12 protein-coding genes are annotated in these 13,456 nt (G+C 65.9%); 9 read left to right on the top strand and 3 right to left on the bottom strand.

Annotated elements, in window-relative coordinates; genetic code table 11:
- Positions 1 to 168 precede the first annotated feature (168 nt).
- From ACNJYA_RS29745 to ACNJYA_RS29720, 6 genes are all read left to right on the top strand, one after another.
- Complete coding sequence (locus ACNJYA_RS29745) at positions 169 to 1,248, top strand: ABC transporter ATP-binding protein (RefSeq protein WP_172786920.1); 1,080 nt, start codon at positions 169 to 171, stop codon at positions 1,246 to 1,248.
- Between the two features lie 12 nt (positions 1,249 to 1,260).
- The gene (locus ACNJYA_RS29740; RefSeq protein WP_439364126.1) at positions 1,261 to 1,977 is read left to right on the top strand and encodes an HAD family hydrolase; all 717 of its coding nucleotides are present in this window, start codon (positions 1,261 to 1,263) and stop codon (positions 1,975 to 1,977) included.
- A 14-nt stretch (positions 1,978 to 1,991) separates the two neighbouring features.
- Positions 1,992 to 3,299, top strand: a complete 1,308-nt coding sequence (locus ACNJYA_RS29735; RefSeq protein WP_439364125.1) for an NAD(P)/FAD-dependent oxidoreductase — start codon at positions 1,992 to 1,994, stop codon at positions 3,297 to 3,299.
- A 22-nt stretch (positions 3,300 to 3,321) separates the two neighbouring features.
- Positions 3,322 to 4,368, top strand: coding sequence for an ABC transporter substrate-binding protein (locus tag ACNJYA_RS29730; RefSeq protein ID WP_172786917.1), 1,047 nt, complete (start codon positions 3,322 to 3,324; stop codon positions 4,366 to 4,368).
- Between the two features lie 69 nt (positions 4,369 to 4,437).
- Positions 4,438 to 5,250 (top strand): ABC transporter permease, encoded by an 813-nt coding sequence (locus ACNJYA_RS29725; protein WP_172786997.1) that lies wholly within the window; start codon positions 4,438 to 4,440, stop codon positions 5,248 to 5,250.
- Positions 5,247 to 6,032, top strand: a complete 786-nt coding sequence (locus ACNJYA_RS29720; RefSeq protein ID WP_172786916.1) for an ABC transporter permease — start codon at positions 5,247 to 5,249, stop codon at positions 6,030 to 6,032. Before ACNJYA_RS29725 ends, ACNJYA_RS29720 begins: the two co-directional genes overlap by 4 nt.
- A gap of 57 nt (positions 6,033 to 6,089) precedes the next feature.
- On the opposite strand, the gene ACNJYA_RS29715 is transcribed toward ACNJYA_RS29720, so the two are convergent.
- On the bottom strand, positions 6,090 to 6,779 hold the full coding sequence (locus ACNJYA_RS29715; protein WP_439367530.1) for an aspartate/glutamate racemase family protein: 690 nt from the start codon (positions 6,777 to 6,779) through the stop codon (positions 6,090 to 6,092).
- Between the two features lie 213 nt (positions 6,780 to 6,992).
- Between ACNJYA_RS29715 and ACNJYA_RS29710 the strand changes: the two genes are divergently transcribed.
- From ACNJYA_RS29710 to ACNJYA_RS29700, 3 genes are read left to right on the top strand one after another with little or no spacing between them, the layout of a single operon-like run.
- Complete coding sequence (locus ACNJYA_RS29710; RefSeq protein WP_212254470.1) at positions 6,993 to 8,654, top strand: thiamine pyrophosphate-binding protein; 1,662 nt, start codon at positions 6,993 to 6,995, stop codon at positions 8,652 to 8,654.
- Positions 8,655 to 8,658: 4 nt separating this feature from the next.
- Positions 8,659 to 9,924, top strand: coding sequence for an NAD(P)/FAD-dependent oxidoreductase (locus ACNJYA_RS29705; protein ID WP_212254471.1), 1,266 nt, complete (start codon positions 8,659 to 8,661; stop codon positions 9,922 to 9,924).
- A gap of 38 nt (positions 9,925 to 9,962) precedes the next feature.
- Positions 9,963 to 10,742 (top strand): SDR family NAD(P)-dependent oxidoreductase, encoded by a 780-nt coding sequence (locus ACNJYA_RS29700; RefSeq protein WP_439364123.1) that lies wholly within the window; start codon positions 9,963 to 9,965, stop codon positions 10,740 to 10,742.
- A 166-nt stretch (positions 10,743 to 10,908) separates the two neighbouring features.
- Here the strand turns inward: ACNJYA_RS29700 and ACNJYA_RS29695 are convergent, their stop codons facing one another.
- The gene (locus tag ACNJYA_RS29695; protein WP_212254473.1) at positions 10,909 to 11,703 is read right to left on the bottom strand and encodes an IclR family transcriptional regulator; all 795 of its coding nucleotides are present in this window, start codon (positions 11,701 to 11,703) and stop codon (positions 10,909 to 10,911) included.
- Positions 11,704 to 11,720: 17 nt separating this feature from the next.
- On the bottom strand, positions 11,721 to 13,454 hold the full coding sequence (locus tag ACNJYA_RS29690; protein WP_439364122.1) for an FAD-dependent oxidoreductase: 1,734 nt from the start codon (positions 13,452 to 13,454) through the stop codon (positions 11,721 to 11,723).
- Between the last annotated feature and the right edge of the window lie 2 nt (positions 13,455 to 13,456).

Here is a 13,456-nt window from a genome sequence, read left to right as displayed (position 1 = left end):
TTTTGGCAAGTCTGGTGTCATGAGCATGACAGCCTAAACACAGGGGCTTCGGGAGAAGGTTTGGTGCAGCGCACGCTTAGGCCGTGAGTGCTCCAAAGCCCTGTCTATAAAGCAGCCTTATGGCGCGCAGTGAGGCACGCCAGCGCAGGGACATCGCGAGGTCGATCGTTGGACAAGCGAGCGGAAAGCGTCGAGATCAGGTCCGCCAGCAAGGCCTATGGCGCCGTTCGCGCCCTCGACGACGTTTCGCTCAATGTCAGCGCCGGTGAATTCGTCTCGCTGCTGGGCCCCTCCGGCTCCGGCAAGACCACGCTGCTCGGCATTTTGGGCGGCTTCATCCTGCCGACCTCAGGCACGATTCTGTTCGGGGGCCGTGACGTCACCTATATGCCGCCGCACAAGCGCGACATCGGCGTGGTGTTCCAGAACTATGCGCTGTTTCCGCATATGAGCGTCGGCGAGAACGTCGCCTTTCCCTTGCGCGCGCGACGCCTGCCGAAATCCGTCTGGCCGGACAAGGTGCGCGCAGCGCTCAGCATGGTCGGCCTTGCCGGCTATGAAGAGCGCGGCATCGCGCAGCTCTCCGGCGGTCAGCGTCAGCGCGTGGCCCTCGCACGCGCCATGATCTTCGAGCCGCGCCTGATCCTGATGGATGAGCCGCTCTCGGCGCTCGACAAGCAGCTGCGCGAATCCATGCAGATCGAGCTGCGCGCGTTGCACAAGCGCATCCAGGCGACCATCATCTACGTCACCCATGACCAGCGCGAGGCGCTGACCATGAGCGACCGCGTCGCCGTCATGAAGGACGGCCGGCTGGTTCAGATCGACGCGCCGGCGCGGCTGCACGATCATCCCGCCGATTCCTTCGTCGCCAGCTTTATCGGCGAAGCCACGATGCTGCCGGTCCGCCGCGTCGATGCTTGCAGCGTCGCACTCGGCAATGCCCTGCTGCGCAGCGCGCGCGCCATTCCCGATGGCGATGCCCTGATGCTGGCCGTGCACAGCGAGAAGCTGCTGATCGACGACGGCGCGCAGGATGAGGCCTGCAACCGGCTGACCGGAACGGTCACCGACATCGTCTATCAGGGCGAGAGCTTGCGCATTTTCCTCGCGCTCGCCGATGGCATCGCGCTCAGCCTGCGCCAGCCGAGCTATCACCAGGCCTATCACCGCATTCCGCCCCTCGGCGGCAATCTCACCGTCACGCTCCACCCCGAGGACACGATCGTCGTGCCCCGGGCAACCTGAGAGAAGAAGACCATGTCGACCCAAGCCGCGTTCAGCAATTTCAAGGTTCTCACCTTCGATGTCGTCGGCACCTTGATTGATTTCGAAACCGGCGTGCTCGAAGCCGTGCGCAAGATCGGAGGCAGGAAGGCAGCCGAGCTCAGCGACGAGCAGATTTTCGAGCCCTACAAGCGGGGCCGCGACAAGCACTACGAGCGCTCCAGCGAAGTGATGTTCCACGTCTATCGCCATCTTGCCACCGAGCTAGGTTTGCCCTCTGACGACGCATCCTGCGACGTGTTCCAGCTTTCGGTGCTGCGCTGGGGGCCATTCCCGGATTCGGTGGAAGCGCTCAGGCGGCTGCGCACGAAGTTCCGCCTGGTCGCGATGACCAATGCCGACCGCGTCGCGCTGTCGTGCTACGCGCATGCGCTCGGAAATCCCTTCGATGACACGGTCTGTGCCGACGACACCGGTGTTGCCAAGCCCAATCCGGAATTCTTCGCCTACAACAAGGGCCGCCAGTCGGCGTTCGGCTACAAGCAGTCGGATATCCTGCATGTCGCGCAGAGCCAGTATCACGACATCGGGATCGCGCGGAAGCTCGGCTACAAGGTGTGCTGGATCGAGCGCCGCCAGGGCATTGCCGGCTTCGGCGGCACGCCGGCGGTGGAGACGCTGACCAAGCCGGACTTCCATTTCCCGACGCTGAAGGCGCTCGCCGACGCCGCGATCGGCCCGGCGGCGTAACGGAGGGCTGTGGCATGACACGGGACTGGCGCGCGCTGCCATCGGTCAATTCGCTGTGGGAAGCCACGGCGGATCCGGCGCGCGACTATCCCGTGCTGTCGGGCGAGAGCCAAGCCGATGTGGTGATCATCGGTGCCGGCTATACCGGCCTCTCCGCCGCGCACCACATCGCCAAGAGCGGGCTCAGCCCCGTCGTGCTCGAGGCCAACCGTCCCGGCTGGGGCGCGAGCGGGCGCAATGGCGGCGTGATCACGGCAAAGTTCCGCCTCTCGTTCCGCGAAATCGATGCCGTGCATGGCCGCGCCATGGCGCGGCGCATGTACGAGATCGCCCATGAATCGACCGACATGGTCGAGGAGCTCGTCTCCGAATTCGGCATCACCAGCGCGAACCTTGTGCGCACCGGCCAGGTCAAGGCTGCGCACAACGAGACGACGCTCCGGGCCGCGATTGACGAAGCCAACTGGATGACGCGCGAGATGGGCTCGGCCGCGGCTCGCATCCTCGACAAAGGCCAGGTGCGCGAGGAGACCGGCTCCGACATCTTCGTCGGCGGCGTGCTCAATCCCGGCTCGGGCGGCATTCATCCGCTGAACTATTTGCGCGGCCTCGCCGATGGCGTCGCGCGCCGCGGCGTTGCAATCTTCCAGGGATCGCCGGTCACAACGCTTCGAAGGGAAGGCGACGGCATCGTCGCCGAGACCCCGCAAGGCGCGGTGCGCGCCAAGCAGGCGATCATTGCCACCAACAGCTATTCGGACCTGACCAGTGCCACCGCGCATCTGCAGCGCACGCTAATTCCCTTCCGCAGCGCCATAGTCGCAACCGAGCGGCTCCCCGGCAATCTCGCGGGAAAATTGATGCCGACCGGGCGCACCTACACCGAGACCAAGCGCATGATGCGCTGGTTCCGCATGGTCGACAACCGTGTGATCTTCGGCGGCCGCGGCGCCTTCGGCAAGCAGGACTCGCAAGCCGCGTTCGACGCCTTGCGCAAGGCGATGGTCGGCATCTTCCCCGATCTCGCCGATGTCCCGCTCGCATACAAATGGTCGGGGCTGGTCGCGATGACGCTGGACTCGGTGCCGCATATCGGTCGGCTCGACGACCGCACGCTGTTCGCGGTGGGTTACAACGGCGCCGGCGTTGCGATGTCGAGCCTGATGGGCCGCTATCTCGCCGCCTTCGTGCGCGGCGAGACGCCCGACGTCGGCCTGCTCGACATCAGGCGCATGAAGGCGATCCCGTTCTATCCGCTGCGCGAGCCCGCCGTGCGCATGGTCGCCGGTTGGTACCAGTTTCTCGACGCGATCGGTCAGTGAGCTCTATTTGGAGGAGGTGAGGATGACGATGAAGCAGAAATTCGGATTGGGCTGCGCGCTGCTGGGCGCAATCGGGTTGACCAGTGCGGCTGATGCCGCCGAGCAGATCACCTTCGTCTCGCAAGGCGGCGCCTATCAGCAGGCACAGACGGTGGCGATCCTCGATCCCTCCGCCAAGAAGCTCGGCATCACCATCAACCAGGACTCCATTCCCGACGCCTGGCCCGCGATCAAGACGCAAGTCGGCAGCGGCAAGCCGATCTGGGACGTCGTCGACACCCCGACCGGCAACTGCCTGCGCGGCGGCGAGCAGGGGCTGATCGAGAAGCTCGACTTTTCGAAGATTCCAAACGGCGCGGCGATGCCGGAGGCCTATCGCAGTCCCTATTCGGTGTCCTACGAGTTCTATTCCAGCGTGCTGGCCTACAGCCAGAAAGCCTTCCCGAAGGACGCGCCGAACAGCTGGGCCGATTTCTGGGACGTCAAGAAATTCCCCGGCCGCCGCGCGCTGCGCAACCACCCGTTCGCGACGCTCGAGGCGGCGCTGATGGCCGATGGCGTCGCGCCCGACAAGCTCTATCCGCTCGATGTCGACCGCGCCTTCAAGAAGCTGGAAGAGATCAAGCCGCACATCACGGTGTGGTGGACCTCGGGCGCGCAGTCGGCGCAGCTGCTCAATGACGGCGAGGTCGACATGGAGATGGCCTGGAACGGTCGGGTCAGCGCGGTGGCCAAGGAGGGCGCGAAGGTCACCTTCACCTACAATCAGGGCATTTTGCAGAGCACCTCGCTCTGCATCCTCAAGGGCGCGCCGAATCTGGAAACCGCGGTGAAGTTCCTCAACGCGGCGGTCGATCCCGTGCACCAGGCCAATCTGCCGCTGCACATCGATTATGGCCCGGGCAATCCCAAGGCGTTCGAGACGGGCGTGATCAAGGCGGAGCGCGCTGCGCAATTGCCGAGCGAGCCGGCGAATGCGGCCAAGCAGGCGCTGATGTCCTACGCCTGGTGGTCCTCGTCCGCGGGCGAAGCCGCCGAGAAGCGCTGGGCGTCCTTCATGCAAAAGTAGGCGAGGCCAGCGTTGACGACATCCGTGCCAGATCCCTCCCAAAAGCATCAGCGCCGCGAGCACGGCCTGATGCTGGCATTGGTGTCGCCGGCGCTGCTGGTGATCCTTGCCCTGATCGTGCTGCCAGTCGGTTGGCTCGCCTGGCAGTCGATCTATCATGACGGCTTCACGCTGGAGAACTATCGCCGCGTCTTCACCGAAGATGTCTACTGGCGCAGCTTTGCACTGACGTTCGAGATCAGCCTCGCGGTCACGGCAATCGCGCTGCTGCTGGGCTATCCCGTGGCCTACCTCGCCAATTCGGTGCCGAAAGGGTGGAGCATCCTGATCCTGTCGCTGGTCGTGCTGCCGTTCTGGACCAGCGTGCTGGTGCGCGCCTATGCCTGGCTGGCGCTGCTCCAGCGCAGCGGCGTGATCAACCAGTTCCTGCGCTATCTCGATGTGATCTCCGAGCCGCTCGCGCTGGTCCACAACACGTTCGGCACGGTTGTCGCGACCGTGCACATCCTGCTGCCGTTCATGGTGCTGCCGCTCTATGCCACCATGCAGAAGATCCCGAACGATCTCATGCAGGCCGGCGCCAGCCTGGGCGCGAGCCCCTCGCTCACTTTCATGCGCGTGTTCCTGCCGCTGTCGCTGCCGGGTGTGCTTGCCGGCTGCACCATGGTGTTCGTGCTCTGCCTCGGCTTCTACATCACGCCGGAACTGCTCGGCGGCGGCCGCACCGTGATGGTGTCGATGCTGGTGAGCCGCAACGTCGAGCTCTACAACCAATTCGGCGCGGCCAGCGCGGTCGCTGTCGTGCTGCTAATCAGTGTGGTCGCGATCTTCTTCATTGTAAGCCGCTTCGTCTCGCTCGACCGCGTGTTGGGGCAGAAATGATGCGCGCCTCGCCCGCACGGATCGTCCTGTATGTGATCAGTTTGCTGGTGCTGGTCTATCTGATCCTTCCCGTTCTGATCATCGCGCCGATCTCGTTCTCCAGCGCGCGCTTCCTGACCTTTCCGCCGCCGTCCTTCTCGCTGCGCTGGTACCAGCAATATTTCTCAAATCCCGCCTGGATGCAGGCGACGCGGGTGACGCTGACGGTTGCGCTCCTCACCGTCGTGATCGCGACCCCGTTCGGGGTGGCCGCCGCCTATGCCATCAGCCAGTCGAAGCTGCGGATCATGCGTCTCATCCACATGGCGCTGCTGCTGCCGCTCGTGGTTCCGATCATCATCACCGCGGTCGGCATCTTCTTCGTCTATGCCAAGGTCGGCCTGGTCGCGACCATGCCCGGCCTCGTGCTGGCCAACGTGATGCTGGGCCTGCCTTATGTCGTGATTTCGGTGCTTGCGGGTCTGCAGAGCTTCGATCCCGCGCAAGAGATGGTGGCGCGCAGCCTCGGCATGAACCGCCTGCGCAGCTTCTTCGCGGTGACGCTGCCGCAGATCAAGTCCAGCGTGGTCGCCGGCGGAATCTTCGCCTTCATCTCGGCGATGGACGAGACCATCGTCGCGCTGTTCATCTCCGGCGGCCAGTATCAGCCGCTGACCAAGCGCATGTTCACCGCGCTGCGCGACGAGATCGATCCGACCATCGCCGCGATCTCGACCTTGATGACGGCGGCCTCGTTCATGCTGGTGCTGCTGGCGAGCGCGCGGCAGAAGCGGAGCGGGTGAGGATAGCCCACCTTCCAGGGACCTCGATCCCGGAACGGGGCTGAAGAGGGATCAAATTCACCCGATCGCGAAATCGGCGGCCGTTTCCGCGTGAATGGCCGTGGTGTCGAACGTCTCGACAGACGTGTCGTCCGGGCCGACCAGCATGGTGATCTCGGTGCAGCCGAGAATGATGCACTCGGCTCCGCCGGCGACGAGGGCCGCCATCACCTCCTGGTAGCGGCGGCGCGAGGGCGCGGCGACGTTCCCGAGGCACAGCTCGTCGTAGATGATGCGGTTCACCTCCGCGCGCTCGTCCGCGGGAGGGACCATGACGTCGAGATCATGCGCGCGCAATCGATCGATGTAGAAATCTTCCTCCATCGTGAACCTGGTGCCGAGCAACCCGACCCGCCGATATCCCTTGGCCCGGATCCGCTCGGCCGTCGCGTCGCCGATGTGGATGAACGGAACGCTCACGCTGGATATGATCTCGGGCGCCAGTTTGTGCATCGTGTTCGTGCACAGCACGATCGCCCGCGCGCCGGCACTTTCGAGCAGGCGCGCGACCTCAGCGAGGCTGGTCGCCGCCTCCTGCCAGCGGCCGGCATATTGCATCTGCTTGATCTCCTCGAAATCGTAGGAATACATCAAGAGCGGGGCCGAATGCAGCTTGCCGATGCGGTCGCGGACCCGCTCGTTGATGAGCTTGTAGTAAAGTACGGTGCTCTCCCAGCTCATGCCTCCGATCAGGCCGATGGTTTGCATTCCGGTGCTCCCGACGATTTGGATCGCCGGATCGTAGACGAAGATCTCGAAGCTCGCCATCATCGCCGCGCCGGGACCTGTAGTGCAAACGGCAGGGACGGGCATGACGCCTGCGCAGGGTGCGAGAAGCCTTTCGACCTTGCGCACGCTCTCGGCCTGTCCTAGGCCAGTTCCCGCATAAGTGCGCATCGCTGAAGTCTTGAGGGAGCCGACATGACCATTCGCAACACCCGCACCGGGGGCCAGATCCTGATCGATCAGCTCGTCGCCCAGGGCGTCGAGCGCGTCACCTGCGTGCCGGGTGAGAGCTATCTGGCGGCCCTCGATGCGCTGCATGACAGCCCGATCGACGTCGTGATCTGCCGTGCCGAAGGCGGGGCGGCGATGATGGCGGAGGCCTATGGCAAGCTCACGGGCCGGCCCGGAATCTGCTTCGTCACCCGCGGCCCCGGTGCCACCAATGCCAGCCACGGCGTCCACATCGCGATGCAGGATTCGACGCCGATGATCCTGTTCGTCGGCCAGGTCGACACCGGCATGCGCGAGCGCGAGGCGTTCCAGGAGCTCGACTACAAGGCGGTGTTCGGCTCGATGGCGAAATGGGCGGTCGAGATCGATCGTCCCGACCGCATTCCGGAGCTGGTGGCGCGCGCCTTCCGCGTCGCCATGCAGGGCCGCCCCGGTCCCGTCGTGATCGCGCTGCCGGAGAATATGCTGACCGAGACCGCGGCCGTTGCCGATGCCATGCGCATCGAGCCGGCGGTGAGCTGGCCGGCGCCTGCCGATATCGAGAAGCTCGGCGCCATGCTGGCCGGCGCCAAGGCGCCGCTCGTCATTCTCGGCGGCTCGCGCTGGACCGAGGAGGCGACCAAGAGCATCGCGCGCTTCGCCGAGCGGTTCGACCTGCCGGTCGCGACCTCGTTCCGCCGGGCTTCGCTGATCGATGCCGACCATTCGCACTATGCCGGCGACCTCGGCATCGGGCCGAGCCCGGGCCTGAAGGCGCGCATCGACAATGCCGACGTTCTCCTGCTGGTCGGCGGCCGCATGTCGGAGATGCCGTCCTCGTCCTATACGCTGCTCGACATTCCCAATCCGAAGCAGAAGCTGATCCATGTGCATCCGGGCTCCGAAGAGCTCGGCCGCATCTATCAGCCGGCGCTGGCGATCCAGGCCACGCCGGCCGCCTTCGCCGCTGCCGTCGAGACGCTGAAGCCTTCCGGCGCGGTGGCGTGGAAGGGCGAAGCCGCCAAGGCGCATGCCGATTATCTGGCCTGGACCGGGAAGGCGCGCGAGCTGCCGGGCAGGTTCCAGTACGGCGAGGTCATGACCTGGCTGCGCGACCGCCTGCCCAAGGACGCGATCGTCTGCAACGGCGCCGGCAATTATGCCGGCTGGATTCACCGCCATCACCGCTTCCACAGCTTTGCCGCCCAGCTCGCACCGACCTCGGGCTCGATGGGCTATGGCGTGCCGGCTGGCGTGCTCGCCAAGCGGCAATATCCGGATCGGGTCGTCGTCGCGTTTGCGGGCGACGGCTGCTTCCTGATGAACGGCCAGGAATTCGCCACCGCCGTGCAATACGACGCGCCGCTCGTCGTCATCATCGTCGACAATGCGCAATACGGCACCATTCGCATGCATCAGGAGCGCGACTATCCCGGCCGCGTCGTCGGCACCCAGCTGAAGAACCCGGACTTTGCGATGTACGCGAAGGCGTTCGGCGGCCATGGCGAGCGTGTCGAGCGCACCGAAGAGTTCGCGCCCGCCTTCGAGCGCGCGCTCGCTTCGGGCAAGCCGTCGATCCTCCATTGCATCATCGATCCCAGGGCGATCTCGGTTGGCAAGGATTTTACGCCCGCAGTGAAGGCTTAAAGCGATGCCGGCCGGCCGCCACGTCGCCATCATCGGAGCCGGCGCGGTCGGCGTGATCAGCGCGATCGAGGCGCTGCGCGAGGGGCATCGCGTCACGCTGATCGATCCCGGCGACCCGGGCGGCGAACAGGCGGCGAGCTACGGCAATGCCGGCTGGCTGTCGTCGCATTCGGTGATCCCGCCGGCGGAGCCGGGCGTGTGGAAGAAGGTGCCGGGCTATCTGATGGACCCGCTCGGTCCGCTCGCGATCCGCTGGTCCTACTTGCCGAAGGCGCTGCCCTGGCTGATCAAGTACCTGCTCTCGGGCTGGACCGCGGCGCGGGTCGAGACCACGGCGTTCGCGCTGCGCGACCTCTTGAAGGACGCGCCGCTGCTGCACAAGAAGCTCGCGGAAGAAGCCGGCGTCCCCGAATTGATCGAGCGCAACGGCGTGATGCACGTGTTCACCTCGCGCGGCAATTTCGACAACGATCTCGGCTGGCGCCTGCGCAAGAAGGTCGGCGTCGAATGGCTGGAGCTCAATGCCGACGAAATGCGCCAGCGTGAGCCGGACCTGCATCCGCGCTACACCTTTGGCGTGGTGGTGGAGGAAGCCGGCCGCTGCCGCGATCCCGGCGCTTACGTTGGCGCGCTCGCCAATCACGCGATCGCCAGTGGCGCCAAGCACGTGCGCGCCAAGGCGACCGGGCTGAAGCTCAACGGCGGCAAGCTCGTGGCCGTTCTCACCGAGACCGGCGAGATCGCTTGCGATGCCGCTGTGGTCGCGGCCGGTGCCCGCTCGAAGCAGCTCACTGCGTCGATCGGCGATCCCCTCCCGCTCGAAACCGAGCGCGGCTATCATGTCGTGATCGAGAATCCGGAAGTAGGTCCGCGCAGCTCGATGATGGCCTCCGACGCCAAGCTTGTGGTGAACTGGACCAACAAGGGCCTGCGCGCCGCCGGCACGGTCGAGATCGCCGGCTTGGAAGCCGCGCCGAACTGGAAGCGCGCCGAGATCCTGCGCAACCACCTCGTCGGCATGTTCCCGAAGCTGCCGAAGGACATTCCGGCCTCGCGCGTCAAGACCTGGTTCGGCCATCGCCCGAGCATGCCGGACGGACGTCCCTGCATCGGCTACGCGCGCGCCTCGCGCGACATCGTCTATGCGTTCGGCCATGGCCATGTCGGCCTGGTCGGCTCGGCCCGCACCGGTCGTCTCGTCGCCCAGCTCGTGAGCGGCAAGGCGCCGGAAATTCCGCTCGCGCCGTTCGCGCCCGATCGTTTCCTCTGAGAGCAAGGTGAAATCGTCCCAAGTCCTGGAGTGAGACCATGAGACTATCCGGCAAGGTCGCGGCCATCACCGGCGCGGCGCGCGGCATCGGCAAGGCCTGCGCGAAGAGGTTTTTGGACGACGGCGTCAAGGTCGTCATTTCCGACGTCGATGCCGAAGGCCTCGCCGCCACGGCCGCCGAGCTTGGCCGGCCGAATGCGTTGCGCACGATCGTCGGCAACGTCGCCAAGCGCGCGGACGTCGATCAGCTGGTCGCGACCGCGGTGAAGGAGTTCGGCCGGCTCGACATCATGGTCAACAATGCCGGCGTCGCCCGCAACCGCGACATCCTCGACATCACCGAAGAGGAATTCGACGAGATCATCGGCATCAATTTGAAGGGCGCGTTCTTCGGCGTGCAGGCGGCGGCGAGGCAGATGATCGCGCAAGGCGGCGGCGGGGTCATCATCAACATGTCCTCGGTGAATGCGCTGCTGGCGATCCCGGCGCTGGCGACCTACGCGATGTCGAAGGGCGGCATGAAGCAGCTCACCTCCGTCGCGGCCGTCGCACTCGCTCCCCACAACATCCGCGTCGTCGCGGTCGGGCCGGGCACGATTCTGACCGACATGGTGGCGTCGTCCATCTACACCTCGGAGGACGCCCGCAAGACCGTGATGTCACGAACGCCCGCCGGCCGCGGCGGCGAGCCGAGCGAGGTCGCCTCCGTCGTGGCGTTCCTGGCCAGCGACGATGCGTCGTACATCACCGGGCAGACGATCTATCCGGATGGCGGCCGGCTGGTCCTGAACTACACGGTGCCGGTGAAGGAAAAGTAGGGGGCGAGGTCGCTCCACATTCGCTGTCATCGCCCGGCTTGACCGGGCGATCCAGTATTCCAGAGGCGCGCGTTGGAGATCTCGCTCTCGCCACATTCGCCGCGGCGTACTGGATGCCCCGCCTGCGCGGGGCATGACAGCGGTGTTTGTGTTGGGCTGCGAAGCCTCACTCGGCCGCAACGGTGATCCCGTAACCCAGCCGCTTCGAAATGCTCTCCGCGCACTCGCGCAGGGCATGCGCGATCGGGCTGTCCCAGCGGGCATCAAACGTGCCTTCCGGGCCCATCGCGGTGATGACCAGCGCGACGTGGCCGGAATGGTCGAACACCGGCGCGGAGAACGCGTTGACGCCGGGCAGGGGATCGCCGAGCGCACGGGCGAGGCCGTGCTTGCGCACCTCAGCGAGCATCTCGGCCACTTTGGTACCCTTCACGGCGCGCTTCGGGTTGTAGCCGACGCCATGGCGGTCGAGGCCGCTGTCGAGCGCGGCGCTGATCGTCTTCTCCGGCAGGAAGGCCGCGAACGCGCGGCCGGTCGCGGTCTCCAGCAGTGCCATCACCGAGCCGACGCGCATCACGATGTGCACCGGCTGGGCGGGCTCTTCGAGCTGCACCACGGTCGGGCCGTGCGTGCCCCAGACCGCGAGCGAGACGGCGTGGCCGATCTGGCTCGCGAGGCCCGAGATCTTGGGACGCGCGATGCGCACGCCGGAGAGGCGGCGCAGGCTGATCAGGCCGAGCTCCAGCGCAAGTGCGCCGATCTCGTAGCGGCCGGTGGTCTCGTCCTGCTCGATCAGGCCGATGCGCGAGAAGCTGGCGAGATAGGGATGCGCCTTGGCCGGCGTCATGCCGGCTTCGCGGGCGAGATCGCGCAGCATCATCGGCTCGCCGCTCCGGGCGAGCGCGCGAAGCAATTCGCCGCCGACCTCGATCGACTGGATGCCGCGGCTCTCTCTCTTCATGCGCCTCTAAGCCTGGCTTACGCCGCGTCGCGCTTGGCGGCGCTGTCGGCAAGATGTCTGCCGGCAATGTAGCCGAAGGTCAGCGCCGGCCCAAGCGTGATGCCGGCGCCGGGATAATTGCCGCCCATGATGCTCGCCATGTCGTTGCCGGCTGCATAGAGGCCGGGGATCACCCGGCCCTCGGCGTCGAGCGCCCGCGCGTTCTCGTCGGTGACGATGCCGGCATAGGTGCCGAGATCGCCGATCACCATCTTGATGGCGTAGAACGGACCATTCTCGATCGGCGCCACGCAGGGGTTGGGGCCGTGCAGCGCATCGCCCTGGTAGCGGTTATAGGCTTTTGAACCTTTGCCGAAGGCGGCGTCGTGACCTTGCGACGCCGTCGCATTGAATTGCTTGACCGTCTCGGTGAACGCCTTCGCATCGATGCCGGCCTTGGCGGCCAACGCTTCCAGCGTGCCGCCGCGCATGAGATAGCCGGTCCTCAAATGGTGACCCAGCGGCATCGGGAAGGGCGGCACGCATCCGAGGCCGTATTTCCGCAACGTCTTGTGATCGCAGACGAGATAGGCGGCGATCTCCTCGCCGGGCTTGGCCGCCTTGATCATGGCCTGGACGAAGTCGTGATAGGAATTGCCCTCGTTGGCAAAGCGCCTGCCGTCGCGCATCACCGCGATCACGCCGGGTTTGGCGCGATCGATGAAATGCGGCATCACGCCCTTGGAGCCGTCCTTGCGCGTGGTCAGCGACACCGGCACCCACGCCGCCGCGTTTGGCAGGCGATTCTCGACATGTCCGCCGGCGCTCTCGGCAAGCCGCAGGCCGTCGCCCGTGTTGCCGATGGGGCCGGGCGAAAAATGCTCCTTGCCGGTCGGTGCGTGCGGGAACATTTTCTTGCGACGTTCGACATCGTGCGGGAAGCCGCCGCAGGCGAGCACGACGCCCTGCCGTGCGCGGACACGCACCTCGCGTCCCTCGCGCGACACGATCGCACCGGTCACCGCGCCGTTCTCGACCGTCAGCTCGCGCACCGGGGAGGACAGCCACATCGGAATCTTCAGATCCTGCGCGGATTTCGCGAGCCGCCCCGCAAGCGCATTGCCGTTGGTCAAGGTCATGCCGCGGCCGTAGCGCAGCACGTCCATCAGATGCCGCGATAGCCGCTTGGCGACATAGACCGCCGAGGTCAGCGACTTCGTCACGCGCATGAAGTGAATGATCTCCTTGCCGCTTCCGAGCATCATGCCGAACACGGTGAGCTCGGGCAGGGGCATGCCCAACGTCTTGATCTGGTCGCCGAGCTCGCGGCCATCGAACGGGCGCGTCACCATGGAGCGGCCACCCTGCGCGCCGCCGGGCGCTTCGGCGTGGTAGTCCGGGAACACCAGCGGCATGTCGAAGCGCAGTGCCGTCTTGGTGGTGAAGAAATCGACGGCTTCAGGACCGGCGCTCAGGAAGGCATCGACGCGTGCCGCGTCGTAATTGTTGCCGGCCTCGTGCCGCAAGTAGGTGCGGGCCTGCTCCGGCGACTCCTCGATGCCGTAGGCCTTCGCCAGCGAGGTGCCGGGGATCCACAGCCAGCCGCCGGAGCGGGCCGTGGTGCCGCCGAAGCGCGGTTCCTTTTCCACGATCAGCACGTCGAGGCCGCGATAACGCGCGGTGATCGCGGCCGACATGCCGGAGCAACCCGATCCGGCCACGAGCACGTCGCACTCGTAAGTCTCCATGGCGCCATGCTCGTTGCCAGCCATAT

It is taken from the genome of Bradyrhizobium sp. BLXBL-01, assembly GCF_051853025.1.
Taxonomy (GTDB): domain Bacteria; phylum Pseudomonadota; class Alphaproteobacteria; order Rhizobiales; family Xanthobacteraceae; genus Bradyrhizobium.
The sequence above is the reverse complement of the archived record's forward strand: the minus strand, read 5'-3'. Positions and strand labels throughout refer to the sequence as shown.

Excerpts from the sequence above, each read along its gene's own strand:
- ACNJYA_RS29740 (WP_439364126.1), top strand. The coding sequence starts at position 1,261 with ATGTCGACCCAAGCCGCGTTCAGCAATTTCAAGGTTCTCACCTTCGAT.
- ACNJYA_RS29735 (WP_439364125.1), top strand. The coding sequence starts at position 1,992 with ATGACACGGGACTGGCGCGCGCTGCCATCGGTCAATTCGCTGTGGGAA.
- ACNJYA_RS29730 (WP_172786917.1), top strand. The coding sequence starts at position 3,322 with ATGACGATGAAGCAGAAATTCGGATTGGGCTGCGCGCTGCTGGGCGCA.
- ACNJYA_RS29725 (WP_172786997.1), top strand. The coding sequence starts at position 4,438 with ATGCTGGCATTGGTGTCGCCGGCGCTGCTGGTGATCCTTGCCCTGATC.
- ACNJYA_RS29720 (WP_172786916.1), top strand. The coding sequence starts at position 5,247 with ATGATGCGCGCCTCGCCCGCACGGATCGTCCTGTATGTGATCAGTTTG.
- ACNJYA_RS29715 (WP_439367530.1), bottom strand. The coding sequence starts at position 6,779 with ATGCAAACCATCGGCCTGATCGGAGGCATGAGCTGGGAGAGCACCGTA.
- ACNJYA_RS29710 (WP_212254470.1), top strand. The coding sequence starts at position 6,993 with ATGACCATTCGCAACACCCGCACCGGGGGCCAGATCCTGATCGATCAG.
- ACNJYA_RS29705 (WP_212254471.1), top strand. The coding sequence starts at position 8,659 with ATGCCGGCCGGCCGCCACGTCGCCATCATCGGAGCCGGCGCGGTCGGC.
- ACNJYA_RS29700 (WP_439364123.1), top strand. The coding sequence starts at position 9,963 with ATGAGACTATCCGGCAAGGTCGCGGCCATCACCGGCGCGGCGCGCGGC.
- ACNJYA_RS29695 (WP_212254473.1), bottom strand. The coding sequence starts at position 11,703 with ATGAAGAGAGAGAGCCGCGGCATCCAGTCGATCGAGGTCGGCGGCGAA.
- ACNJYA_RS29690 (WP_439364122.1), bottom strand. The coding sequence starts at position 13,454 with ATGGCTGGCAACGAGCATGGCGCCATGGAGACTTACGAGTGCGACGTG.